The sequence below is a fragment of the Corynebacterium faecale genome, assembly GCF_030408735.1.
GTDB lineage: Bacteria > Actinomycetota > Actinomycetes > Mycobacteriales > Mycobacteriaceae > Corynebacterium > Corynebacterium faecale.
The window spans coordinates 459,486-483,296 of sequence record NZ_CP047204.1; the positions used below are offsets into that span (position 1 = coordinate 459,486).

The window sequence follows — 23,811 nt, forward strand, 5'->3', positions numbered from 1 at the left end:
ATTATTCTCTGCGAGCCCCAGTGCTGTATTTTTATGCCCACGTGCTGCTCCATTAGAGTTGGGCGGATGAAGGATCCCACGCGCATTGCACCCGTTCTGGAGCAACTCCGAACCACCTGGGAGGGACAACCCGACCTGAGTCTGCCCACCCTCTTCGGGATTCTCGGAAATCAGGGCATCGGTTGGGGGACCGATGATGAGGTACTGATGGAGGCGCTCCGTGGAATGCAGCATCTCAATCCGCCCCGTATCGGACCGGATATCACCGCGCGTTTCGTCGTCGAGACCATCAGCCCGGATAGCCGGGTCACCATCGACCCGTTCCGTGTGGTCGTGCGCAGAGACCGGGGGAGAGGCAAGACCCAACCCGGCGTCTGGAGCTACCGGGACATCACCCGGTGCGAGGTCGGCACCCCCCTGGTGATCACCGACCGCGAAGATATCCGACACCGGCTCGGCGTGGTCACCGCGATCCACCGCGTCAGCGATGCACCCCTGCAGACGGAGACCGGCTTGACCGGTCTGACCCGTGAGCTTATCGACGACCGCGTCGCACTACTCAAGCTTTCCGGGGACAGTACGGTGGTGCTCTCCCGCACGATGCATGTGTTCACCGCCGACCGCCGGGAACTTGCGCATGTTTCCCACCCGTGGACCCGGCTGGTTCAGGCCAGACCCGATCATCCGCTTGTGGTGGAGGTGCCCCAGAGACGTGCGCACCTGGAGCTCGGCACTGTGGAGGACTGCTTTTATATCGAGGGTTAGAGCTTTGACCTGAAGGTGGAGCTGAACCGTGCACGGTATTCCGAGGGTGTGCTGTGCAGACGACGTTCGAATGCGCGCCGCATGCTGTCATCGCTGGAGAACCCGGATTTGCGGGCGGCAGCGGTGACGGTGTGGCCATCCAGGATGAGTTGCTGGGCGATGCTCAGTCGGAATTGCTCCAACCATCCGGTGGGCGTGGTTCCCAGCTCCTCCCGGAACAACCGGCCCAGGTGCCGGGGACTTACAGCCGCGTCACTGGCCAGACTGGCGATGGTGTGCTGTCGGTCGGGTTTCTCCCGGATGGTTTCCAGGACATTCTGCAGGATGGGGTTGCTCACCGACGGGGAGTTGGTGGCGGCCGCAAACTGGGACTGTCCGCCCGGGCGGTGCATGAACATCACCATGTCCCGCGCGATGCGTCGGGCCACGTCCGCACCCTGGTCCTCTTCGATGAGGGAGAGCGAGAGATCGATGCCGGCGGTGATGCCTGCCGAGGTGATGAATTTTCCATCGTGGACGTGCAGGGTGTCGGGTTGGACGCGCACCAGGGGGAAGCGTCGGGCCAGGTCGAGCGCATTGCGCCAGTGGGTGGTGGCGCGCCTGCCGTTGAGGTATCCGAGCTCAGCGAGGATGAAGGCGCCCGTGCACACACTTGCCACCCGCTGGGGGCCGTCGGCGAGGTGACGCGTGGCGTCGAGAAGCTCCCGGGGAATCGGGGACATGGGGAGCTCATCGGCGCCGGCGATGATGACGGTGTTGAAGTCGCGGGGGTTCACCGTGGAGGCCTGCCGGGTCTGGCTGAGGGTGATGCCCGCGGCCGTGGTGACCGCGCCGCCGGTGGGGGAGAGGAGGGTGAGTTCGTATCCTTCTGCGCGGCTGAGTGCCTCGGCGGGGCCGGAGACATCAAGCATGGTCACGCCGTCATAGATCAGGAGGGCCATCTTCTTCATGGGCGCTCCGGGGTGTTGTTGTTGTGGGTGCGGAATTGTTGTCTCATGTAGTGGATGTCCGATTCTTCAAGATTTGTGGCCGATAGGACATGGCATTAGCGTAGCTCACTCGGCACACTGGTGTGTGATGTCAGTTACATGAAAAGCTGACGACCAATCTACGAGGAGTAAGCATGTCTGAGAGAATCGCGAGCACCGAACTGCGTTCCAAGGTTATGACCGCAGAAGAGGCTGCACAGTTTGTCAACAACGGTGACACCGTCGGAATGTCCGGCTTCACCGGGGCGGCCTATCCCAAGGCAATGCCCACGGCGATCGCGAACCGCGCCAAGGAGGCACACTCCAAGGGTGATGCCTACGCCATCAACATGCTCACGGGTGCATCGACCGCGCCTGACTGTGACGGTGTCCTGGCTGAAGCTGATGCCATCAACTACCGCATGCCGTACCAGTCCGATCCTGAGATGCGCGGCAAGATCAACGCCGGCTCCATGAAGTACCAGGACATCCACCTCTCTCACTCGGGCCTGCAGGTGGAGCAGGGGTTCTTCGGGGATCTGGATGTGGCCATCGTTGAGGTATGTCGCATCACCGAAGACGGCCACCTCGTGCCGTCCTCCGGCGTGGGAAACAACATCGAGTACCTGGAGTCCGCCCATAAGATCATCATCGAGGTCAACTCCTGGCAGTCCCTGGAGCTTGAGGGCATGGCTGATATCTACCGCGTGCCCCACCTTCCCAACCGCACCCCGATCCCGATAAACAATGTCAATGACCGCATCGGTGAGACCTTCATCCGCATTGACACCAATAAGGTGGTCGCGATCGTGGAGACCGACGCACCTGACCGCAACAGCCCCTTCAAGCCCTTCGATGAGACCTCCAAGCAAATCGCCGGCAACTTCCTCGATTTCCTCGAAGGCGAGGTCCGTGCAGGACGCCTGACCTATGACGGTTACATCATGCAGTCCGGCGTGGGTAACGTGCCCAACGCCGTGATGGCTGGTCTGCTCGATTCCAAGTTCGAGAACATCAAGGCCTACACCGAGGTTGTCCAGGACGGCATGCTCGATCTCATCGACGCCGGCAAGATGACCCAGGCGTCCGCGACCTCCTTCGCCCTGTCGCCTGAGTATGCCGAGAAGATGAACCGCGAAGCCGGCACCTACCGCAAGAGCCTGGTCCTTCGCCCGCTGCAGATCTCCAACAGTCCAGAGGTCATCCGCCGCATGGGCCTGATCGCCTCCAACGGCATGATCGAGGCGGACATCTACGGCAACGTCAACTCCACCCACGTGGCAGGTACCCGCATCATGAACGGTATCGGCGGCTCGGGCGACTTCACCCGCAACGCCTTCGTATCCTCGTTCATCTCCCCGTCGGTGGCCAAGGGGGATGCGATCTCCGCGATCGTGCCGTTCGCCTCCCACATTGACCACACCGAACACGATGCCATGGTGGTCATCACCGAATACGGCTACGCGGACCTTCGTGGCCTGTCCCCGCGTGAGCGCGCTCCGAAGATGATCGCCGTCGCGCATCCTGATTACCGCCCATTGCTGGAGGAGTACTTCGACCGCGCCTCCAAGAACAAGTTCCTCCAGACCCCGCATGACCTGAGGACCGCCCTCAACTTCCACATCAACCTGGAAGAAACCGGATCCATGAAGGGTTAAAACGCCTATCGGCGTCCCACCCGTGTCACGCACCCCGCTCTCCCGACCTTTCCCCACGCCACCGTGGAGTGGGTCGGGGCGGTGGGGTGCGTTGGTGTGCGGGGAGGCCTTTCGCATGGGCGGCGAACGGAAAAAGAATGACAGATTTGTTATTCGACGGAGTTTGTGGGTGACGAGGGCGACAAATCTCTGATGGTGTGGAAAACCCCAAAGTTCTTGCAGATAGAGCTTGTATTTCAGGTGACGTTGTGGTTAACTACTTGAGTTGCCTTAACACGGCACGGTTTCTTGTGTGCATCCACCTGCAAAGATGGGTGCCCAAGCAGGGGAGCGTGGCGCTGGTATGGCAAACATGACACCTTCATTGAAGTCGAGGAGCAACACAGATCATCTGTGATGTGATTCAACTCCAGGGGGTCCACTGTAGTCGGGTTTGAACCGGCAACGGCGGAACCGGAGAAGGGGCATGGCAAATAAACAGCGGCAGTTACGTTAGGGCCACGCATTACGCATTTTGGTCCCTTCCGATTTCCTGGCAACACACATCGTGTGGCTGCGGGGTCAATCGTGGCGCTTTTGTTTGTTCAGCGCCCGTGATCCATGTCAGACACATTTGACAGTCAGGTTAAACACTGGCGTTGCGCCCGAGCCCCAAGCCCGGACAACGTTATAGAGAATGAATGAAGCGAATTCCCACCGCTCTCCTAAATGGAAGATGTGGGACGAGCGAGGAAGAGGATTAGCGTGGCGGGACAAAAAATCCGCATTAGGCTCAAGGCCTATGACCACGAAGCGATTGATGCGTCTGCACGCAAGATCGTTGAGACGGTCACCCGCACGGGTGCCCGAGTCGTAGGACCGGTGCCTTTGCCCACCGAAAAGAACGTATACGCCGTTATTCGTTCTCCCCATAAGTACAAGGACTCTCGCGAGCACTTCGAGATGCGCACCCATAAGCGCCTGATCGACATCCTCGACCCGACGCCGAAGACTGTTGACGCGCTCATGCGCATCGACCTTCCGGCCAGCGTCGATGTGAATATTCAGTGATCGACGGAACTTTGGCAGCGGAGAATAAATAATGAGTGAAAACGAGATCAAGGGCATTCTGGGCACCAAGCTCGGCATGACCCAGATCTTCGACGAGGAGAACCGTGTTATCCCGGTGACCGTCGTCGAAGCTGGACCATGCGTGGTTTCCCAGATTCGCACCGTTGAAACCGATGGCTACAACGCCATCCAGATCGCCTATGGCGAAATCGACCCCCGTAAGGTGAACCAGCCTGTGTCTGGTCACTTCAAGAAGGCAGGCGTTACCCCCCGCCGCCACGTCACCGAGATTCGTATGGACGATGTCTCCGGTTACGAGGTCGGACAGGACGTCACCGTGGAGATCTTCAACGACATCAAGTTCGTTGACGTCACCGGTACCTCCAAGGGTAAGGGCTACGCCGGCGCCATGAAGCGCCACGGATTTTCCGGACAGGGTGCCGGACACGGCAACCAGGCTGCACACCGCCGCGTCGGTGGCATCGGTGCAGCTGCAACCCCTGGCCGTATCTTCAAGGGCAAGCGCATGGCAGGCCGCATGGGTAATGACCGCGTCACCACCCAGAACCTCAAGGTTCAGAAGATTGACGCCGATGCCAACCTCATCCTGATCAAGGGTGCGATCCCGGGCAACCGTGGCGGCATCGTTACCGTTAAGACCGCAGTGAAGGGCGGTGCACACGCATGACCAATCTGACGCTGGACGTCCAGACTGCTGAAGGTACCACCAACGGCACTGTCGACCTCCCTGCAGAGATTTTCGACCGTGAGGTCTCCGTCGCTCTGCTGCACCAGGTTGTCAACGCACAGCTTGCAGCAGCTCGACAGGGCACCCACTCCACCAAGACCCGCGCTGAAGTACGTGGCGGTGGCCGCAAGCCATTCCGCCAGAAGGGTACCGGCCGCGCCCGTCAGGGTTCGATCCGTGCACCTCACTTCACCGGTGGTGGCATCTCCCACGGCCCCAAGCCACGCGACTACTCGCAGCGCACCCCCAAGAAGATGATCAAGGCCGCCCTCTTCGGCGCCCTGTCCGATCGCGCACGTACCGATCGTATCCACGTCATCTCCGAACTGGTGCCTGGCCAGACCCCCTCGACCAAGGCTGCAAAGTCCTTCATCGAGCGTCTGACCGGACGCAAGTCCGTCCTGCTGGTTCTCACCCGTGAGGACATCAACGCACAGAAGAGTGCCAACAACCTGCCCGGCGTCCACATCCTGGCCGCTGATCAGCTGAACACCTACGACGTCCTTAACTCCGACGACGTTGTGTTCTCCGTTGAGGCTCTCCACACCTTCATCAACCGCACTTCCGGTGCGGCACAGGAGGAGCAGAACTAATGGCTACTATCGCCAACCCACGCGACATCATCCTCGCACCGGTCGTTTCTGAGAAGTCTTATGGCCTCATGGAGCAGAACGTGTACACGTTCTTCGTTTCCCGTGACGCCAACAAGACCCAGATCAAGATTGCTGTCGAAGAGATCTTCGGCGTCAAGGTTGCTTCCGTGAACACCGTTAACCGTGAGGGTAAGCGCAAGCGCTCCCGCTCCGGCTTCGGTGTCCGCAAGGCCACCAAGCGCGCCTACGTCACTCTTCGTGAGGGCAGCGACTCCATCGACATCTTCAACGGCTCCGTCGCTTAAGACGTCGATAGAAAAGGACACACTATGGCTATTCGTAAGTACAAGCCGACAACCCCGGGTCGCCGCGCAAGCTCCGTTTCCATGTTCTCGGAGATCACCCGTTCGACCCCTGAGAAGTCTCTTCTGCGCCCGCTGTCCAAGACTGGCGGCCGCAACGCTCACGGTCACATCACCACCCGTCACCGCGGTGGTGGACACAAGCGTCGTTACCGCGTCATCGACTTCCGTCGTAATGACAAGGACGGCGTGCTGGCCAAGGTCGCTCACATCGAGTACGACCCGAACCGTACCGCCAACATTGCACTGCTTCACTACTTCGATGGCGAGAAGCGTTACATCCTCGCTCCGAAGGGCCTGACCCAGGGTTCTGTTGTTGAGTCCGGTGCCAACGCAGACATCAAGGTTGGCAACAACCTGCCACTGCGCAACATCCCAACCGGTACCACCATCCACAACGTGGAGCTGAAGCCGGGTGCAGGTGCCAAGCTGGCCCGTTCCGCTGGTTCATCCATCCAGCTGCTCGGTAAGGAAGGCTCCTACGCAGTTCTGCGTATGCCGTCCACCGAGATCCGTCGCGTCGACATCCGCTGCCGCGCAACCATCGGTGAGGTCGGCAACGCCGACCAGATCAACATCCGTTGGGGCAAGGCCGGTCGTATGCGCTGGAAGGGCTGGCGCCCATCCGTCCGAGGTGTCGTTATGAACCCGGTCGACCACCCACACGGTGGTGGTGAGGGTAAGACCTCCGGTGGTCGTCACCCTGTGTCCCCTTGGGGACAGAAGGAAGGCCGCACCCGCAGCCCTAAGCGTTACAGCGATGACATGATTGTCCGTCGCCGTCGCGCTAACAAGAACAAGAAGCGCTAAGAGGAGGTAACGAAGAATGCCACGCAGCCTTAAGAAGGGCCCGTTCGTCGATGAGCACCTCCTCAACAAGGTCGATGCTCAGAACGAAAAGGGTACCAAGCAGGTTATCAAGACCTGGTCCCGCCGTTCCACCATTCTCCCCGATTTCATCGGTCACACCTTTGCTGTCCACGATGGACGCAAGCACGTGCCGGTTTTCATCGATGATGCAATGGTCGGCCACAAGCTGGGCGAGTTCGCCCCAACCAAGACCTTCAAGGGTCACATCAAGGACGATAAGAAGGGACGCCGATAAGCGATGAGTGACAACATCACTTCCGCACGCGCGACTGCTCGCTTCGTCCGGGTCAGCCCGATGAAGGCACGTCGTGTCATCGATCTCGTCCGCGGCAAGACCGTGGTCGAGGCAATGTCCATCCTGAAGTACGCTCCTCAGGCCGCATCCGAGCCTGTAGCCAAGGTTGTTGCATCTGCAGCTGCCAACGCTGAGAACAACTTCGGCCTGGATCCACGCACCCTGGTCATCTCTGAGGCTTATGCCGATGAGGGCCCGACCATGCGTCGTTTCCAGCCACGTGCTCAGGGTCGTGCATTCCAGATCCGTAAGCGCAGCAGCCACATCACCGTGGTTGTTGAAAGCCAGAAGGAAGGAGCCAACTAGTGGGCCAGAAGATTCATCCACACGGCCTCCGATTGGGCATCACTTCCGACTGGAAGTCCCATTGGTACGCCGACCAGTCCTACGCTGACTACGTCGCTGAGGACATCAAGATCCGCGATTTTCTGTCAAAGGGCCTCGACCGCGCCGGCATCGCCGACGTTGTCATCGAGCGCACCCGTGACCGCGTTCGCGTTGACATCCACACCGCTCGCCCAGGCATCGTCATTGGCCGCCGTGGTGCTGAGGCAGACCGCATCCGTCGTGAGCTGGAGAAGCTCACCAAGAAGCAGGTTGCCCTCAACATCCTCGAGGTCAAGAACATCGACGCCAACGCTCAGCTGGTGGCTCAGTCCATCGCCGAGCAGCTGACCAACCGCGTGGCATTCCGCCGTGCAATGCGCAAGGCTATCCAGTCCGCAATGCGCCAGCCACAGGTCAAGGGCATCAAGGTTGTGTGCTCCGGTCGTCTCGGCGGTGCCGAGATGTCCCGCACCGAGCGCTACCACGAGGGTCGCGTTCCACTGCACACCCTCCGCGCTGAGATCGATTACGGCACCTACGAGGCCCACACCACCTTCGGACGCATCGGCGTCAAGGTGTGGATCTACAAGGGTGACGTCGTTGGTGGACGTCGCGAGAGCGAGATCAATGCACCCGCAGAGCGCCGTGGTCGCGGCGACCGCAACGCACGTCCGCGTCGCGGTGGCCAGCGCCGTCAGCGTGCTGAGCAGAAGCAGGAGGGCTAAACATGCTTATTCCTAAGCGCGTTAAGTACCGTCGCCAGCACCGCCCAACCCGTAGCGGTATCTCCAAGGGCGGCAACCGCGTCACCTTCGGTGAGTACGGCATCCAGGCTCTCGAGCCTGCCTACATCACCAACCGTCAGATCGAATCTGCACGTATCGCCATCAACCGCCACGTCAAGCGTGGTGGCAAGGTTTGGATCAACATCTTCCCTGACCGTCCTTTGACCCAGAAGCCACTCGGCGTTCGTATGGGTTCCGGTAAGGGTCCAGTGGAGAAGTGGGTCGCAAACGTCAAGCCGGGCCGCATTCTCTTCGAGATGTCCTACCCGGATGAAGCAACTGCTCTCGAGGCCCTGCGCCGCGCTGGCCAGAAGCTTCCTTGCAAGGTCCGTATCGTCAAGAGGGAGGATCAGCTCTAATGGCTATCGGTACCCCAGCACATGAGTTCCGTGAACTCAACGAGGAAGAACTGGTCACCCGCCTCAATGAGGCTAAGGAAGAACTGTTCAACCTCCGCTTCCAGCTCGCCACCGGCCAGCTGACCAACAACCGCCGCCTTCGCACGGTCAAGCGCGACATCGCCCGCATTTACACCGTTATTCGCGAGCGTGAGCTGGGCTTGTCCGTCGTTCCGGGAGCTGAGGCTTAATTATGAGTGAGGCAAACGTGAGCAATAAGGAAAAGGGCGCACGCAAGGTTCGCACCGGCTACGTGGTTTCTGACAAGATGCAGAAGACCATCGTCGTCGAGCTCGAGGACCGTAAGCAGCACGCCCTCTACGGCAAGATCCTTCGCACCAACAAGAAGGTCAAGGCCCACGATGAGGACAACGCCGCCAACACCGGCGACCTGGTCCGCATCGAGGAGACCCGTCCTCTGTCGAAGGACAAGAACTACCGCCTCGTCGAGATCATCGAGAAGGCCAAGTAGTCTCTGACAACTGATCCCCTCACCGGGAACTGTTGTAATGCAACGCCCCCAGTCCATAACGGACTGGGGGCGTTCCGCATCCCTTAAGCTATTTCAGATTGAGTCTGACGTGGCCATCGATGTCCTCCGGCAGGGAACCTTCACCGGTGAGACCACCATCTGTGTACACGAAGTTAAAGGTGTGGTGCTCGGTGACCCCTTCGGCGGTGGATCGTCCCGCATGGCCGTAGAGCACCTCAATCTGATGATCAGAGATCCTGGTGACATCCTCCACCAGCTTCATCTGGAACGGTGCTGGTGAGTCGATCATGTCCCCGTTATGGAAGAGCACCACGGCATCGGCGATCGCTGCCCCGATCCCGGCGGACTGCTGAGCATCACCATTCGACCCGTTCAGAACCAGGTAACTGAGTTCAGCACAGGAGTTGTACCCGTTCTCCCCGATCTGGAAGTGGTAGAAGACATCGGATGTGGGGATGATGCCACCCGGACCTGCGGTGCCCAGCAACCCGGTGGGGACTACGCCCTGTTCCACAAACGGTGCGAAATCCGACGCCATGGGATTTGTCGTGCACTGCTGCGGGGGAGTGTCCACGGACGTCTCATCGGGAAGGTTCCCGTCACTGGTGGCATCCGGTGATGCCGCGGCACCCGGCACGTTGATCGGGGTTTCGGTGTCGGTGTCCACGGTTTGAGTCTCCACACAGGCGCTCAGGATGAACACCGTGGACAGGGTCACCGCGAGGAGACCGACACGATTGCTCTCATGCATGGGGGATGCCTCCTTGACTGGGAATCACCGGGTTGATGAAACCCAATCGTAGACGCATGTGCACGGACTGCGCACCACTTCAGCGGACGCCGTCGACCACCAGATCTTCGCAGCTCAGATGCCCAGGTAGTTATCTCCGCTGCGCAGCACATAACGGCGGTATCAGATCGCATCCCAGAGCCGTCGCCGATGCCCGGCGCTATTTGTTTTAGCACACCCAGATGTGGTTTAATATTCAGGTTGTCTGCGTAGGTCGGGAACCATGGTGCTTTTCCGAGTCATGCTCCCGAGACCCCTCGACGCTGCGCTGATCTTTGATCAGTCACCGTGTTCGTTGCCTTCACTTTGAAGCGTGGGCAGGCACAGGTAGTACAAAGACCACGTGTGTTTGGGACGGAAATCCAGCACACATAATCCAGGTCAGGAGACCAGTAGTGATTCAGCAGGAATCGCGTCTGAAGATCGCCGACAACACTGGTGCACGTGAAGTTCTGTGCATCCGCGTTCTCGGTGGATCCACCCGACGTTTTGCTGGCATTGGTGACGTTATCGTCGCCACTGTCAAGGAAGCAACCCCCGGCGGCAACGTGAAGTCTGGCGAGATCGTCAAGGCTGTCATCGTTCGCACGAAGAAGGAAACCCGTCGCGCAGACGGTTCTTACATCTCCTTCGATGAGAACGCAGCTGTCATCCTCAAGGGCGACAATGAGCCACGCGGTACCCGCATCTTCGGCCCAGTCGCACGTGAGCTTCGTGAGAAGAAGTTCATGAAGATCGTTTCTCTCGCACCGGAGGTGATTTAAGAATGAAGGTCCATAAGGGCGATATGGTTCTGGTCATCTCTGGACCAGACAAGGGCGCTAAGGGCAAGGTCATCGCGGCTTTCCCTAGCTCCGAAAAGGTCCTCGTTGAGGGCGTTAACCGCATCAAGAAGCACGTTGCCAACTCCGCACCAGAGCGTGGTGCTGAGTCCGGCGGAATCGTGACCCAGGAAGCACCGATCCATGTCTCTAACGTCATGGTCATCGATGCTGAAGGAAACCCAACCCGCGTTGGTTTCCGCGTGGACGAGAACGGTAAGAAGATCCGTATCTCTCGTCGCAACGGGAAGGACATCTAATGGCTGAGAACTACACCCCACGTCTCAAGACCCGTTACCAGGACGAGATCCGCACCAATCTGCACAAGGAGTTCGAGTTCTCGAACGTCATGCAGATCCCTGGTGTCACCAAGATCGTCGTGAACATGGGCGTCGGCGACGCTGCCCGTGACTCCAAGATGATCAACGGCGCACTCGAGGACCTCACCGCAATCACCGGTCAGAAGCCACAGCTTCGCCGTGCGAAGAAGTCCATCGCTAACTTCAAGCTCCGTGAAGGCATGCCGATCGGCGCGAAGGTCACCCTCCGCGGCGACCGCATGTGGGAGTTCCTGGATCGTCTGCTGACCGTGGCCCTGCCACGTATCCGCGACTTCCGTGGACTCTCCGACCAGCAGTTCGACGGCCACGGTAACTACACCTTCGGCCTCACCGAGCAGACCATGTTCTACGAAATCGACGTCGACAAGATCGACCGTCCTCGTGGTATGGACATCACCGTTGTCACCTCCGCTGTGACCGACGATGAGGGTCGCTCCCTGCTGCGCGAGCTCGGCTTCCCATTCAAGGGTGAAGACGGCAAGATGCAGTAATCAGCTTTTCTAAGCTGAAAATGAACACCTGTCCCTTCGGGGGTGGGTGTTTTTTCATGCCCTGCCGCGGACGGGAGCCCCACCGGGGGGTGCGGGAGGGCAGGGGTGGGTGGGGCGTCGATAAGCGCATTTGTGTTGATGTTTTGTGGCTAAAATTATGGGTCGACCAATCTTTAAGGGGAACTCTTTATGCTGCTGCGACGTGTCGGTGTGTTCATGGCCATTGTTCTCGGCTTGTCCGTGTTCGCGGGGCCTGCTTCCGCGCAGGTGTCCTCGGAGACTGAGGTGCTGCGTGCCGTGACATCGTCGCAGGGCACCCCGGATATCCACGCGCCGGACGGTGGTGCGAAGGTCGTGGTTTTCGGTGATTCCCATGCCTCCGGGACCAACGCCCCGTTCCGCACCGATGAACGCGGGTGCCTTCACGGCACGGATTCCTGGCCTGCCCAGCTGCAGGCCAACCTTGGCCTGGCGCGCGGTGAGCTTATCGACGTCTCCTGCAACGGCGCCTCAATCAACTCCGGCGGATTGCATTTCTCCGATGAGGTCCGTGAAGCAGAAGCACGTGGCGCGATCGGCGCACGCACTGAACAGATCATCATCCAGTTCGGCAAGAACGACCACTGGGGCCAGTCCAGCGTCAGCCTGAGGAATTCAGTGATCAACTGTCTGACGGATCTGGTCAACGGTTGTGGTGATCGTGCCATCGCTGCCGGGACGATGCAGGATCCTGGCGCGGTGACTGCGCAACATTATGCCCAGCGCATGGAACCGGTGATTGACTATCTCCGCTACTTTGCCCCCAATGCAGACATCACTCTCCTGGGGTATCAGGAGTTCCTGCCACAATCAGGAAGCGAGGTCTGTGTGAGGTTTGGCGGTATTGATATCCGCAAACCTGATGCGAGTGCGCTTGTTTCCTATATGGATCGTCTGGAAAGCGCCATCGCTGGTGCAGCGGAGATCCTCGAGGTTCAGCATGTGGATCTGCGTGCCGCCACCACCGGTCGGAGCAGCTGTTCCGGTGATCCTCTGGCCAATGGTGTGCTGGATCTGCGCGCGAACCTGATCGGGATGCCATGGCATCCTTCGGTACGCGGTGATGCGGTGACGGCGGGTCTGCTCACCAATCAGGTTGGCGACAGCCTTGATGCTCCGTAGGTGTTAGAACTCCTCATACACCGCCGGGTCCTGGTCTTTGATCCGACCATCAGCTCTGCCCAGGGCGGTGATGGCTGAGAGCTCATCCTCCGTCAGGGTGATGTTGACCGCCTCCAGGTTGGATTTCTGGCGCTCAGGATTGGTGGAACGGGGGATGGGCACGATACCGCGTGCATGGTGCCATGCCAGAGCCACCTCGCCACCGCCGACCCCATAACGCTGGCCGATCTCAGTGAGCAGGGGTTCCCGGACAAGCCCACGGCCATTGCTCAGAGGACTCCAGGCTTCCGTGACGATGCCACGGGCATCATGCCATTCCACCTGTTCCACCTGCGGGAAGTAGGGGTGCAATTCGATCTGATTGACGGCTGGCAGCTCGCCGGTCTCAGCCTCGAGACGCGCGATGTGTTCTGGCAGGAAGTTGGACACTCCGATGTGCTTGACGACACCACGGTTGCGGGCGTCGATAAGCGCCTGCCAGGCCTCCACGTAGAGATCCTTGCTGGGGTTGGGCCAGTGGATGAGCAGAAGATCAATGTGATCCAGACCCAGGCGGTAGAGGCTCTCCTCGATGCGGGGGCCGGCCAGATCATACTGGTGGAAACGCCCCGGTAGCTTGCTGGTGACGATGAGTTCATCGCGTGGCACCCCGGATTTACGGATCGTGACACCGACCGCGCCTTCATTTTCATAGTTGTAGGCGGTGTCAATCAGCCGGTAACCGGTCTGGATGGCAGAGGTCATGGCCTGGACACCCGCAGCACCATCAAGGTGGACGGTGCCGAAACCAATCGGTGGCAGGGAAATCAGTGGTTCAGTCTTGGAGGAATCCATTGGAGAAGTCATGCCCGCCAGGGTAGCGAATGATGCCATTGAATGGTCTGTCCGCGCAGGGCATCGTTGTTAAGGTGAATGACAAGAACTCCTGCTGCAGCTGAAATTTAAGGACCTCATGGACACGAGCACCCAGAAGACATCATGGCAGATGATCTGCGCATTCCTCGGGCCACTTCTTCTTTGGAGTGGCATTGCGACTTTCCGGGGTATCGCAAAAACAGGGGACACATTGGCACTGGGGGACTGGTTAGTGTGTGCTCCTGTGACGTTCCTCGGTGCAGGACTGCTGTACTTCACCGCCCAGGAACTGTCCTATCCAGACTGGGCACGGTTCGCTCTTCCCGCAGTGGCGATGGTGGCTGCAGCAGTGGTGATGTGGACACAGTGGACATCATTTCTGATGCTGCTGGCATTCATGGTGCCACTACTGGTGATGTTCTATATGCTGTTCAAATCTCAGCAGCATGGCTAAACCGGTGGGACAGCTTCTCCCTAGACCTCGGTGAGAAACTGGATATTGGGCCTGTCGGAAAAAGCATCGAAGTAGCAGGCTGAGCGAAGGCCACCGAGGATCTGTCCACGGTTTTCCTTTTTGATATCAGTAGCAAACCCGACCCGGTAATCAAAATAAAAGAACCATTCTTCCAGGGCATGCCAGAGGCAGTCCTGGATATGTTTCTCATTGAGTTCATTCCACTTTTCGGGGAATTTGAGCGTCATCCCCGGGTAGTGGAAACTCCCTGGTTCATGGGCCAGGAGCTCATCTACCAGGGCATCGACATCCACGAAGAGCATCACCACGTAGTCAGCGTGGTCATCGTGGAAGCTGAAGTCGGGGAAGAACCACCGACCAGGGGAGAACTTCATCACCTGCCCCGGCACGTAGTCATGATGCTCTGCAGCGGAGATAAACCACTGCGGGAAGATACGGATCAGTTCATCTCTGGCTGGTGTGTTCATCAGATTTCTCCGGCGAACTGGACATTGGGATTCTCAGGATTGCTAAAAGTGTCGAAGTAGCATGCTGTGCGGAGATCACCTGGGACCTGGCCACGCTTGAACTTTTGAATGTCAGTATTAAATCCGACCTGGCTGCTGAAATAGTAGAACCAGTGATCCAAGGCCCACCAAAGACAGTCCTGGATGTGTTTTTCCTTCATCTCAGACCACCTGGAGGGAAGCTTGAGGTTAATTCCATAGAAGTGGAAACTCCCTGGTTCATGGGCCAGGAGCTCATCCACCAGAGCATCGACATCCACGAAGAGCATCACCACGTAGTCAGTGTGGTCATCGTGGAAGCTGAAGTCGGGGAAGAACCACCGACCAGGGGAGAACTTCATCACCTGTCCCGGCACGTAGTCATGATGCTCTGCAGCAGAGATAAACCACTGCGGGAAGATACGGATCAGTTCATCTCTGGCTGCAGTGGTCACTAGCCGATCTCCCCGGCATAGTGGTTGAACTTGTTACCGCGGACAAAACCTGCGAGGAAGATACCCGCATCCCTGGCGGCATCAACAGCCAGGGATGTGGCGGCACCCACGGCAATGACACCGGGGATGCCGGCCATCGCAGCCTTCTGCACCAGCTCGAAGGAAGCACGGGAACTCATCACCAGGATGGTGTCCTGCAAGGGCAGTCTGCCCTCCATGAGCATGTGGCCGATGACCTTGTCCGCTGCATTGTGTCGGCCGACATCCTCACGAACTACAAGAAGTTCACCATCCAGGGTGGCGATACCTGCAGCATGCACACCACCGGTCTTATCGAACATCTTCTGTCGCGCCCGCAGCTTATCCGGCAGGGTGAGGATCATACGGGGATCAGGGGTGATGGGCTCAATCGGCCAGCCCTTCTTGCTCATCAGCTGCTCAATAGAGGTGGTGCCACAGACACCACAGGCAGAAGAGGTGGGGAGATTACGCTGCACCGACACCAGGTTCAGCTGACGCTTGGGGTTGGTGGGGACCACATCCAATTCCAGGACATTATAGGTGTTCTGGTTATCCGGCCCCACAGCACCGGCACAATAGCGTGCGGTGGACACCTCGGAAGGATCCTTGATCAGACCCTCTGCCAGCAGCAGACCGTGAACCAGTTCAATGTCATGGCCTGGGGTACGCATGGTGGTGGTGAGACTGGTGCCGTTGACGTGGATCTCCAGCGGTTCCTCCACCGCGATGGTGTCGGGGCGGGTGTTGATGAACACTTCCGCCTCTGTGGACACCACGCGTGGGACCTGGAGGTTCTGTGTAATTCTTCCCATTAGTTTTCGTATCCTTCAGCGATCAAGTTCTGTAGATGGTGTGAGCCTGCGAGCACATGACGTGCCAGTTCTGCTGTTTCCCCTGCTGAGCCTGCATCAGTTTCACCAGCCAGGGTCTGTCGGGTGGCCGCCACACCCAGCAGGAAGGCAGTCATGGGCGCGGCTGGGCGGGCGGGGCCGTGCGCAACGTCGCGGGTGAGGTCTAAGAGCTGGGGGATGACGGCGTCGAGAAGCTCTTTATCAATGCTGAATTCCTCGCAGACCACACCGAGCCACTCGTACATGCGATACATCTTGTCCGCCTCGGCATCATGAGCACTCAAATTAATTTTGTCCTCTCAAAGGTGAAACCCGCACCCATGCGAGATCTTTTAGATTCAACGCCGGGTGCGGGTGGAAAAGTCCTACTTATCAGCCCGGGCACCCAGTGCTTCCAGACGGACAACCACGGATTTGGACACCGGGGTGTTGGACTTCTCCGCCACGGAATCCAATGGGACCAGCACATTGGCCTCCGGGAAATAGGTGGTCACGCAGTCTTTGGCGGTGTTGTACTCCACCACGCGGAAGTTCGGGGCACGGCGCTCACCATCAGAAAATACCGACACGATGTCCACCAGATCGCCGTCCTTCAGACCACGTTCGCGGCAGTCGGCCGGGCTGACAAAAACAACACGACGACCATTGCGCACACCACGGTAGCGGTCATCCAAGCCGTAGATGGTGGAGTTGTACTGGTCATGGGAACGCACCGTGTTCATGAGGAAATAGCCCTCAGGAAGATCAATCACATTGGTCTCATTGACCGTCAGCTGGGCCTTGCCATCAGAGGTGTTGAAGACACGCTCACGCGGCCCATTGGGCAGGAGGAAACCACCAGGGTTCTGGATACGCCGGTTGAAGTCATGGAAGCCGGGAATGGTGGCCTCGATATGATCACGGATCACGGAATAATCATCGATCATCGGCTGCCAAAAAGGATCCCCGAAGGTCTCCCGGCCAATGGAACCGAGGATGTCACACTCAGACTTCAAGTTCAGATCCAGGTTGGCACGGCTCTTACCGGTGGAACCATGGACGGCACCGACGGAATCCTCCACGGTGACAATCTGGACACCGGACTTCTGCACATCCTTATCGGTGCGCGCAATCACTGGCAGGATCAGGGACTTCTCACCAGGCCAGGCATGGGAACCATTGGGCTTGGTGGACAGGTGCACCGTCAGCTCATTGGACTCCATGCCCTTTTCCAACACCTCAGTATCAGAGGCCACACGCACCAGGTTGCCACCCAGTGAGAGGAAGAACTTGGTCTTGCCATCACGCATCGCACGCAGGGAATCAACCGCATCCCAGCCGTGCTTGCGGGGCACATCAAAACCGAACTCATCTTCCAGAGCCTGCAGGAAAGGCTCCGGCATCTTCTCCCAGATACCCATGGTGCGATCACCCTGAACATTGGAATGTCCACGCAGGGGGGCGGTACCTGCGCCAGGCTTACCGATATTGCCGGTGAGCAGCAGGAAGTTAACCATCTCACGGATGGTGTACACAGCGTTCTTGTGCTGGGTGACACCCAGTGTCCAGGAGACCACCACGGTGTCAGCATCTTCCACCATGTCCGCGGCCTTCTGAATATCCTTAGCAGTCAGTCCGCAGCCACGCAGCAAGGTTGCATCATCCAGACTGTTGAGGTGCGCAATGGTGTCTTCCACACCAGAGCAGAACTGGTCTAAGAACTTATGATCCAGAGCGTCACGACGGATCAACTCCTTATTCAACGCCTGGAAGAAAGCACGGTCACCGTCGAGACGCACCTGCATGTACTCATCAGTCAGATCAGCTGACATGCCGAGTACACCCTTGACGGTCTGTGGATCACGGAATTTCATCAGTCCGGTTTCCGGCAGCGGATTCAGGGTGAGGATCTTGCCACCATTGTCCTTGAGCTGCTTGAAGGCATCCAAGGCACGCGGGTGATTGGTGCCCGGGTTCTGGCCCACAGAAATCAGCAGGTCAGTGTTGTAGAAATCCTCCATCACCACAGAACCCTTGCCCAGGCCGAGTGTTTCGCCCAGGGCGGAACCGGTGGACTCATGGCACATGTTGCCGCAGTCGGGAAGGTTATTGGTGCCTAGACGACGCGCCAGCAGCTGCATCATATAGGCAGGCTCATTTGGTGCACGCCCGGAGGTGTAGAACACCGCCTCATCCGGTTCAATCTCCTTGAGCTTGGAAGCGATCATCTCAAAGGCCTTGTCCCAGGCGATCGGATGATAATGATCATCACCGGAACTGCGGTCATAGAGCATCGGCTCAGTGATACGGCCACTCTTACCCAACCAGTGATCCGTCTTTTCCCGCAGGTCATAAATGGAATGCTCAGCCCAGAAATCACGGGTGGCACGCACCGGAGTGGTTTCCTCCGCCACAGCCTTCGCACCGTTTTCACAGAACTCCACGATGCCCAGATTATGCGTAGACGGCTCCGGCCAAGCACAACCGGGGCAGTCAATACCACCGGGCTTATTCATGGTCAGCAGTGGTAAGAGTGCCTTATTCGGTACAGCATGCTGCATGGCGTGGAGAACTCCGGGAACACCGGCGGCTGATTTAACACGCCTACCTACATCAGGGTTATCGAATTCATTCGCTGGATTTGTGATGTGTGCAGGAGGAGTAGTCATAGGGGACAGTCTATGCGAGCACAAAATGCTTGTCGGATCGACACTGCCCAGCTTCACATACTCTGATGGGGGTTGAACGTGGCGTTGATGGTGGTGGTGGGGTGTTTCTGGGATAGAATAGAGGAGTCGCTTGCAGCGATAACCAGTCTTTAACCACTGGATGTTCTCATAGGGGGAAGCCGGTCCAAATCCGGCACTGACCCGCAACCGTAGGCTACTTTTCATAGGTGGCAAGTCGGAATACCCAGAGTCCATCCCATGGCTTAGCAACAACCGTCGTGGAATACGGTTCTTAAGTCTCCTCAGGGTGGCGGAGTCTCTTTTCTCCCCACCCGTGGATTGTTTAAGAAGCGTTCCCCCAAGTTTAAAAAAAAGGGAGCTTCATCAGTGCATACTGATACACATCGCTTTCCCTTTCACCGGTTTAAGAACTCTTCCCCTGAAAGGCGAAAGACCTTGATCACTAACAATCGCGTGGCCACTGCCCTCCTTGCCACTGCTGCCACCAGCTTTGCACTCCTTCCAGTTGCGCAGGCTGCTGAGATCGCCACTGCTCGTGCTTGCGTGGATGCTGAGAACGTCTGGGTCCAGGTGGACTTCGGCACAGAATCCGATCAACCAGCGAAGGGCGGATGTGCCACTGATTTCACCGATGGACTCGTTGCACTGAAATCTGCAGGCTTTGATGTGGATTACATCGATTCTGAATACGGTGCCATGCTCAGTGGTATCGAAGGTGTTGCACCCACCTGGACCGAAGATAACCCCGTGTACTGGAGTTACTGGACCGGTAATGTGGCAGCGGACTATTCCGTGAGCTATGAGTCCTACATGGTCGGGGCCTCCGGATCCACCCCGGAAGCAGGCACCGTGGAGGCATGGGTGGCCTCAGATGGTTCCCTCCAACCTTCCCTGACTGAGCTGGTTGCTGCACCTGCTGAGGATGATCCTTCCCAGTCCTCCGGATCCTCTGCAGACACAGGCATCTTCGCTGTGATCGCCGGAATCCTGGCACTAGTGGGTGGCGGACTGGCTGCACTGTTCACGATCCCAGGCCTCAACATTCCAGGCGTCGTACTGCCGAAACTCTAAGTGGGATTGGGGGCTGCGCTCCACCCAATAAAGCAGAAAAGGAAAGACCCCTAAGAAAACGTGAGTTTCTTAGGGGTCTTTCAGGGCTGCTGTGGACAGCTGACTAGCTGAAGCTGCGCTCCACACCGAAAGCAGCACGCCGGGAGGCACGTCGCAAAGCACCCAGGATCGGTTTGGCAGTCAACAGTAGTAACACTGCGGTGAATACTGCTCTGCCCAGATCCCATCCCAGGGATGTGGTCAGGGTAAAGATGATGAAGGTGTGGAGATTGTCCAACACCGGTGCACCTGCGGTGAAAGACAGGTCAGTGGAGACCCCGATGGCATAGGGCCAGAAGCTCATGTTCATCAAGAACCCGTACCCGAGAGCCGCGACCACCGCGTACATGATGATCATGATGGTCTCCTTCCTGCCACGCAACGGTGGCAGGAGCCCGGCGCCGAAACTCACCCAGGCAGCGGCCAGCATCTGATAGGGCAGCCAGGGCCCGATACCCGCTGTGAGCAGTGCTGATGCGAACAGTCCGGTATTGCCCAGGATGAATCCGAACCCGGGCCCGAAGGCACGCCCGCCCAGGATGAGGATGAAAAAGACAGCCTCAAACCCTGCTGATCCGGCGCCGAAAGGCCGCACGATGGCCACCATTGCGCTTAGAACACCCAACATGGCGATGGCTTTCACATCGAAGCCGTCCTCACTGATCTCTGCGACCACCGCCGCCAGGACCAGCGGGATCACCAACGCCAGGTACAAGGGGGCCTGTGCATCATCGGAGAGAAAAGACTCCGGGTTCACAATCAGCGGCCAGAAGAAGATCACCACGCTGAGCACAGCCAGCATGCCCAGGGTGAGGAAGCTCTTCGGTTTGAGGAGGATGGCGTTTCTCATAGCTCGCCCTCCCCGAGCGCCGTTCTGACCGCCGGGACGGTGAGCCAGTGGGAGGCATCCTGAATGCCTGCGGTGATTTTGGCGATCTGCGGCGCATAGGCCGGGGATGCCGCCAGGATGTCCACCGCAGGACCGTCAGCGACAATCTTGCCGGCGGCCATGAAAAGTACACGGTCGGCGCACAGTGCGGCGAATTCCACATCGTGGGTCACCACCAGCACCGCATGCCCCGTGATAGCTAGCTCTTTGAAGCTGTCGGCGAGCGTCTTCTTACCGGCATAATCCAACCCGCGGGTCGGTTCATCGAAGAAAACTACCGGTGGCTGTGCGGCAAGCTGAATGGCTAAAGCCAGGGATAGCTTTTGTCCCTCAGAAAGATCCCGGGGATGGTGTGCATCGGGGATATTGGGGGCGAGGGAATCCAGGATGCCCCGGGTGGTTCCAGGTTGAGCGGAGGCATCCTTGTCAGAACGGTGCAACTCCTGGGCCACGGAGGATTCATAGAGGATATCCGTCGGAGTCTGGGGCACCATGGATACGATCCGACGGCGGTCGGCGGGTTTGAGTTCATGGGGATCTGACCATGGGGACCCACCGCTCGTGGCAGTGGTGTTGCGCCTGGATTTCCGGCTCAACCGGCGGGTGGTGGCTTCATCATCTTTGACCTGCACTGTTCCCTGATTGCGTTTACCGGTGCCCTGCAGCGCCCACAACAGGGTGGATTTACCACAGCCGTTGCGCCCCATGAGCACGGTGATCTCACCTTCATGGAGGGTGAGATCCACCCCATCAACAGCACGGATCTCCGGAAAGTCCACCACGATGTCCTGTGCTTTGAGCAGGGGAGCGGGTTTCACCGTAGGGACCCGGGAAACCACCAATCCCCGTTGATAAAGACGCCTCCGCATCGCATGGGACTGGTGGCGGGCGCCACGGATGGACATGGGCAGCGGTGACCAGCCCGCCCACCGCCCGAGTTCCACCACCGGGGGCGCCACATCGGAGGTGGTCATGATCTCCTCCGGGGTGCCCAAGGTAACTGACCCGTCCTGGTCCACATGGGCCACCCGGTCCACATATTGCAGCACCCGTTCAATGCGGTGCTCAGCCAGCACCACCGTCATGGCCAGGTCATGGGCCAGTTTGGTCACCGTGGCCAGGACATCCTCAGCCCCATTGGGATCAAGGGCACTGGTGGGTTCGTCCAGGATCATCAGGGCCGGGCGGGTGGTGAGCACAGCGCCGATGGCCACCCGCTGCTGTTCACCGCCGGACAGCTCCGATAGTGGGACCCCACGCAGGTCAGCGATACCGAGAAGATCAAGGGTTTCCTCCACACGTTTCTTCATCACCGCCGGGGGAAGCCCGAGCTGTTCCATGCTGTAGGCAAGCTCTTCCTCCACGGTGTTGGTGACAAAACCCGCTGCCGGATCCTGACCCACCACACCCACCACATCAGAGAGCAACCGCGGTGGGAAATCCCGGGTATCACGTCCGACGACACGGACATGGCCATCCATGTGGCCGCCGGTGGCATGTGGCATGGCTCCGGTCATGGTGTTGAGCAATGTGGACTTACCCGCACCGGTTCGGCCGATGACCAGCAGAATCTCACCTTCAGTGAGGGTGAGATTCACATTCCTGATCTGAGGCTCAGCCAGGGTGCGCTCATCGGCGTAATAGGAGGCAGATACGTCCTCCATCTCCAGGATCGGGGCATCAGACCATGCTTCGCGCCGGGTGGTCGCGCGGGTATTACTCATGACGGACTTCTTTCTTAGTGGCAACATCTCCAAAGCCCTGGGACGTGGCCTGCGAGGGGGAGAGGGTGGTCTGGGCTGATTGGCTCAGTTCAGCAGGTACCCGGACACGATCTGCCAGTGCGGGACTGCCCGGGATGTCTGCATTGCTGCCGTGCAGCTGCAGGGGCTTGTCCTGTCCGCGATGATGGTCATGCTGATTCTCCCGGGTGCTCTCCCGTCTGATCTTTTGCGGTTGATCCGCAGGGGAGGCATCGGTGCTGGGTGAGGGACGCTGAGTGCGACGCCTGGCCCGGACGGTATTCCGGGGGAGTCGTGGGGTGAATATGCCCGGCAGCGCTGCCACCACCAGACCCAGGATGACAAGAAGTGGCACCTGGGTGGGGAAATGCAGCGGAAGCCAGGTGGTCACCATGGATGCGGGATTGATATTGAGTTCGAGGAGGGCAGCCAGAAGAGGCACTAATCCACACAAGCTGGTCACCCACTCCGCGCCTGCCCACGGAAGCGCATCATAGGTGGTGGCCGTTTTGCGACGGGAAGCGATCACCAGTGAGATGATGAGGAAACCCACCCCGATGATGAAAATCGGAACGGCGATGAACATCGGTGCTCCGGCATCCAGGACCACGAAGATACCGATGGTCGCGCCGATGATGCCGAGCGCCCCGAAAGCCGAGGTGATGCGTTGTGCCAAGAGGGAGGTATCAGCGCGTCGTCCGTAACCACGGGCATCCAGGGAACTCGCCAGAGCCAACGACCGGTCGAGGGTATCCTGGAACACCGGCATGAGGATACGGGCGAAACCCCGGATACCCCTGGTGTCATCACCACGGAGGATGCGGGCGCGGTGGATACGGTAGGCGGATTCCGCCATCTGCGGAGCAATCGAGATACCGATGACAATGGCGGTGCCGAGATCACCCAGCGCACCAGGCAGTGACTTGACCAGTTTCTTCGGATCCGCCAGGGAGTTGGCGGCACCGACAGCGACGATCATGGTGCCCAGCACCAGCCCCTGAGTCGCGCTCATGAGCAGGCCTTCGGCGTAGACGGTGCCGAAGACATTGATGCCAGCAGCCCACTCCGGCAGGCTCACCGGTGGGATGCGGAACAGTTCCTGCTCGCCGATCTTCGCACCCACGAGGATGTGCATGACCAGGCGGTAAACCACAATCCAACCACAGAGCATGAAATAGATCGGGAAGGCCCTCGCCCACGGTGAGGCACCCCTGCGCTGCGCGACCACAAAACACAGGGCAACCAGAGCCATGGCCAGCACATACAGGTTGGTGCTCAGACTGACGGTGGCGGCGATACCCAGGGCCCACACCCACCAGGCCATGGGGTGGATGAGCCTGCGG

The 23,811-nt window shown here is 58.9% G+C and carries 29 protein-coding genes, 1 pseudogene and 1 riboswitch; of the genes and pseudogenes, 19 read left to right on the top strand and 11 right to left on the bottom strand.

The features are described 5' to 3' along the window. Window positions 1-66: 66 nt before the first annotated feature. Entirely contained in the window at window positions 67-765 is a 699-nt protein-coding gene (locus CFAEC_RS02095; RefSeq protein WP_290278351.1) for a hypothetical protein, read from the top strand. On the opposite strand, the gene CFAEC_RS02100 is transcribed toward CFAEC_RS02095, so the two are convergent. Beyond that, window positions 762-1,715, bottom strand: a complete 954-nt coding sequence (locus CFAEC_RS02100; protein ID WP_290278353.1) for a GlxA family transcriptional regulator — start codon at window positions 1,713-1,715, stop codon at window positions 762-764. The two genes, CFAEC_RS02095 and CFAEC_RS02100, sit on opposite strands and share 4 nt — an antisense overlap. 173 nt (window positions 1,716-1,888) lie before the next feature. Between CFAEC_RS02100 and scpC the strand changes: the two genes are divergently transcribed. From scpC to rpsQ, 12 genes are all read left to right on the top strand, one after another. Beyond that, a complete protein-coding gene (scpC, locus tag CFAEC_RS02105; protein ID WP_290278355.1) occupies window positions 1,889-3,391 on the top strand; it encodes a succinyl-CoA:acetate CoA-transferase ScpC in 1,503 nt (500 codons plus the stop codon). Between the two features lie 744 nt (window positions 3,392-4,135). Further along, the gene (gene rpsJ / locus CFAEC_RS02110) at window positions 4,136-4,441 is read left to right on the top strand and encodes a 30S ribosomal protein S10 (protein WP_003854291.1); all 306 of its coding nucleotides are present in this window, start codon (window positions 4,136-4,138) and stop codon (window positions 4,439-4,441) included. Between the two features lie 31 nt (window positions 4,442-4,472). After that, window positions 4,473-5,129, top strand: coding sequence for a 50S ribosomal protein L3 (rplC, locus tag CFAEC_RS02115; protein WP_290278357.1), 657 nt, complete (start codon window positions 4,473-4,475; stop codon window positions 5,127-5,129). Next, entirely contained in the window at window positions 5,126-5,782 is a 657-nt protein-coding gene (gene rplD, locus CFAEC_RS02120) for a 50S ribosomal protein L4 (RefSeq protein ID WP_290278359.1), read from the top strand. The genes rplC and rplD overlap by 4 nt, the downstream gene beginning before the upstream one ends. After that, window positions 5,782-6,087, top strand: a complete 306-nt coding sequence (rplW, locus tag CFAEC_RS02125; RefSeq protein WP_290278361.1) for a 50S ribosomal protein L23 — start codon at window positions 5,782-5,784, stop codon at window positions 6,085-6,087. Before rplD ends, rplW begins: the two co-directional genes overlap by 1 nt. A 24-nt stretch (window positions 6,088-6,111) precedes the next feature. After that, entirely contained in the window at window positions 6,112-6,954 is an 843-nt protein-coding gene (rplB, locus tag CFAEC_RS02130; RefSeq protein WP_290278362.1) for a 50S ribosomal protein L2, read from the top strand. Between the two features lie 16 nt (window positions 6,955-6,970). Next, window positions 6,971-7,249 (top strand): 30S ribosomal protein S19, encoded by a 279-nt coding sequence (gene rpsS, locus CFAEC_RS02135; protein ID WP_191732726.1) that lies wholly within the window; start codon window positions 6,971-6,973, stop codon window positions 7,247-7,249. Window positions 7,250-7,252: 3 nt separating this feature from the next. Continuing rightward, complete coding sequence (gene rplV, locus CFAEC_RS02140; RefSeq protein ID WP_290278367.1) at window positions 7,253-7,615, top strand: 50S ribosomal protein L22; 363 nt, start codon at window positions 7,253-7,255, stop codon at window positions 7,613-7,615. Continuing rightward, window positions 7,615-8,361, top strand: coding sequence for a 30S ribosomal protein S3 (gene rpsC, locus CFAEC_RS02145; protein WP_290278369.1), 747 nt, complete (start codon window positions 7,615-7,617; stop codon window positions 8,359-8,361). Before rplV ends, rpsC begins: the two co-directional genes overlap by 1 nt. Before the next feature lie 2 nt (window positions 8,362-8,363). After that, window positions 8,364-8,780, top strand: coding sequence for a 50S ribosomal protein L16 (gene rplP / locus CFAEC_RS02150; protein ID WP_290278371.1), 417 nt, complete (start codon window positions 8,364-8,366; stop codon window positions 8,778-8,780). Further along, entirely contained in the window at window positions 8,780-9,010 is a 231-nt protein-coding gene (rpmC, locus tag CFAEC_RS02155; RefSeq protein ID WP_003854304.1) for a 50S ribosomal protein L29, read from the top strand. The genes rplP and rpmC overlap by 1 nt, the downstream gene beginning before the upstream one ends. A 2-nt stretch (window positions 9,011-9,012) precedes the next feature. Continuing rightward, entirely contained in the window at window positions 9,013-9,291 is a 279-nt protein-coding gene (rpsQ, locus tag CFAEC_RS02160) for a 30S ribosomal protein S17 (protein ID WP_290278374.1), read from the top strand. Between the two features lie 88 nt (window positions 9,292-9,379). Here the strand turns inward: rpsQ and CFAEC_RS02165 are convergent, their stop codons facing one another. After that, window positions 9,380-10,063, bottom strand: a complete 684-nt coding sequence (locus CFAEC_RS02165; protein ID WP_290278376.1) for an LppP/LprE family lipoprotein — start codon at window positions 10,061-10,063, stop codon at window positions 9,380-9,382. Between the two features lie 434 nt (window positions 10,064-10,497). Here CFAEC_RS02165 and rplN point away from each other — a divergent pair, with 434 nt between their 5' ends. The 4 genes from rplN (at window position 10,498) to CFAEC_RS02185 (ending at window position 12,916) form a co-directional block, all read left to right on the top strand. Further along, window positions 10,498-10,866: a 50S ribosomal protein L14 gene (rplN, locus tag CFAEC_RS02170; RefSeq protein ID WP_290278378.1), complete on the top strand. Its 369-nt coding sequence runs from the start codon at window positions 10,498-10,500 to the stop codon at window positions 10,864-10,866. A 2-nt stretch (window positions 10,867-10,868) separates the two neighbouring features. After that, window positions 10,869-11,183 (top strand): 50S ribosomal protein L24, encoded by a 315-nt coding sequence (rplX, locus tag CFAEC_RS02175; RefSeq protein WP_290278381.1) that lies wholly within the window; start codon window positions 10,869-10,871, stop codon window positions 11,181-11,183. Next, a complete protein-coding gene (rplE, locus tag CFAEC_RS02180; RefSeq protein WP_290278382.1) occupies window positions 11,183-11,755 on the top strand; it encodes a 50S ribosomal protein L5 in 573 nt (190 codons plus the stop codon). Before rplX ends, rplE begins: the two co-directional genes overlap by 1 nt. A 189-nt stretch (window positions 11,756-11,944) precedes the next feature. Beyond that, a complete protein-coding gene (locus CFAEC_RS02185) occupies window positions 11,945-12,916 on the top strand; it encodes an SGNH/GDSL hydrolase family protein (protein ID WP_435384250.1) in 972 nt (323 codons plus the stop codon). A 3-nt stretch (window positions 12,917-12,919) separates the two neighbouring features. Here CFAEC_RS02185 and CFAEC_RS02190 read toward each other — a convergent pair whose 3' ends face one another. Further along, window positions 12,920-13,762, bottom strand: a complete 843-nt coding sequence (locus CFAEC_RS02190; protein ID WP_290278384.1) for an aldo/keto reductase — start codon at window positions 13,760-13,762, stop codon at window positions 12,920-12,922. A 253-nt stretch (window positions 13,763-14,015) separates the two neighbouring features. Between CFAEC_RS02190 and CFAEC_RS02195 the strand changes: the two genes are divergently transcribed. Next, on the top strand, window positions 14,016-14,225 hold the full coding sequence (locus CFAEC_RS02195; protein ID WP_290278386.1) for a hypothetical protein: 210 nt from the start codon (window positions 14,016-14,018) through the stop codon (window positions 14,223-14,225). 20 nt (window positions 14,226-14,245) lie between these two features. On the opposite strand, the gene CFAEC_RS02200 is transcribed toward CFAEC_RS02195, so the two are convergent. The 5 genes from CFAEC_RS02200 to CFAEC_RS02220 form a co-directional block, all read right to left on the bottom strand. Further along, the gene (locus CFAEC_RS02200; protein ID WP_290278388.1) at window positions 14,246-14,713 is read right to left on the bottom strand and encodes a hypothetical protein; all 468 of its coding nucleotides are present in this window, start codon (window positions 14,711-14,713) and stop codon (window positions 14,246-14,248) included. After that, a complete protein-coding gene (locus CFAEC_RS02205; protein ID WP_290278390.1) occupies window positions 14,713-15,186 on the bottom strand; it encodes a hypothetical protein in 474 nt (157 codons plus the stop codon). The genes CFAEC_RS02200 and CFAEC_RS02205 overlap by 1 nt, the downstream gene beginning before the upstream one ends. After that, a complete protein-coding gene (gene fdhD / locus CFAEC_RS02210) occupies window positions 15,186-16,019 on the bottom strand; it encodes a formate dehydrogenase accessory sulfurtransferase FdhD (RefSeq protein ID WP_290278391.1) in 834 nt (277 codons plus the stop codon). The genes CFAEC_RS02205 and fdhD overlap by 1 nt, the downstream gene beginning before the upstream one ends. Next, on the bottom strand, window positions 16,019-16,312 hold the full coding sequence (locus CFAEC_RS02215; RefSeq protein WP_290279782.1) for a DUF6457 domain-containing protein: 294 nt from the start codon (window positions 16,310-16,312) through the stop codon (window positions 16,019-16,021). Before CFAEC_RS02215 ends, fdhD begins: the two co-directional genes overlap by 1 nt. Window positions 16,313-16,423: 111 nt before the next feature. Beyond that, a complete protein-coding gene (locus tag CFAEC_RS02220; protein WP_290278393.1) occupies window positions 16,424-18,706 on the bottom strand; it encodes an FdhF/YdeP family oxidoreductase in 2,283 nt (760 codons plus the stop codon). A 172-nt stretch (window positions 18,707-18,878) separates the two neighbouring features. Then, a riboswitch (cobalamin riboswitch) is annotated at window positions 18,879-18,952 on the top strand. 210 nt (window positions 18,953-19,162) lie between these two features. Between CFAEC_RS02220 and CFAEC_RS02225 the strand changes: the two genes are divergently transcribed. Continuing rightward, window positions 19,163-19,798, top strand: a complete 636-nt coding sequence (locus CFAEC_RS02225; RefSeq protein WP_290278394.1) for a hypothetical protein — start codon at window positions 19,163-19,165, stop codon at window positions 19,796-19,798. A 103-nt stretch (window positions 19,799-19,901) separates the two neighbouring features. Here CFAEC_RS02225 and CFAEC_RS02230 read toward each other — a convergent pair whose 3' ends face one another. The 3 genes and pseudogenes from CFAEC_RS02230 to CFAEC_RS02240 all read right to left on the bottom strand — a co-directional run. Next, window positions 19,902-20,687: an ECF transporter S component gene (locus CFAEC_RS02230; protein WP_290278396.1), complete on the bottom strand. Its 786-nt coding sequence runs from the start codon at window positions 20,685-20,687 to the stop codon at window positions 19,902-19,904. After that, window positions 20,684-22,450 (bottom strand): ABC transporter ATP-binding protein, encoded by a 1,767-nt coding sequence (locus CFAEC_RS02235; protein WP_290278398.1) that lies wholly within the window; start codon window positions 22,448-22,450, stop codon window positions 20,684-20,686. Before CFAEC_RS02235 ends, CFAEC_RS02230 begins: the two co-directional genes overlap by 4 nt. Window positions 22,451-22,709: 259 nt before the next feature. Beyond that, window positions 22,710-23,792, bottom strand: a pseudogene (locus CFAEC_RS02240) (CbiQ family ECF transporter T component); the annotation flags it as partial. Window positions 23,793-23,811: the final 19 nt, after the last annotated feature.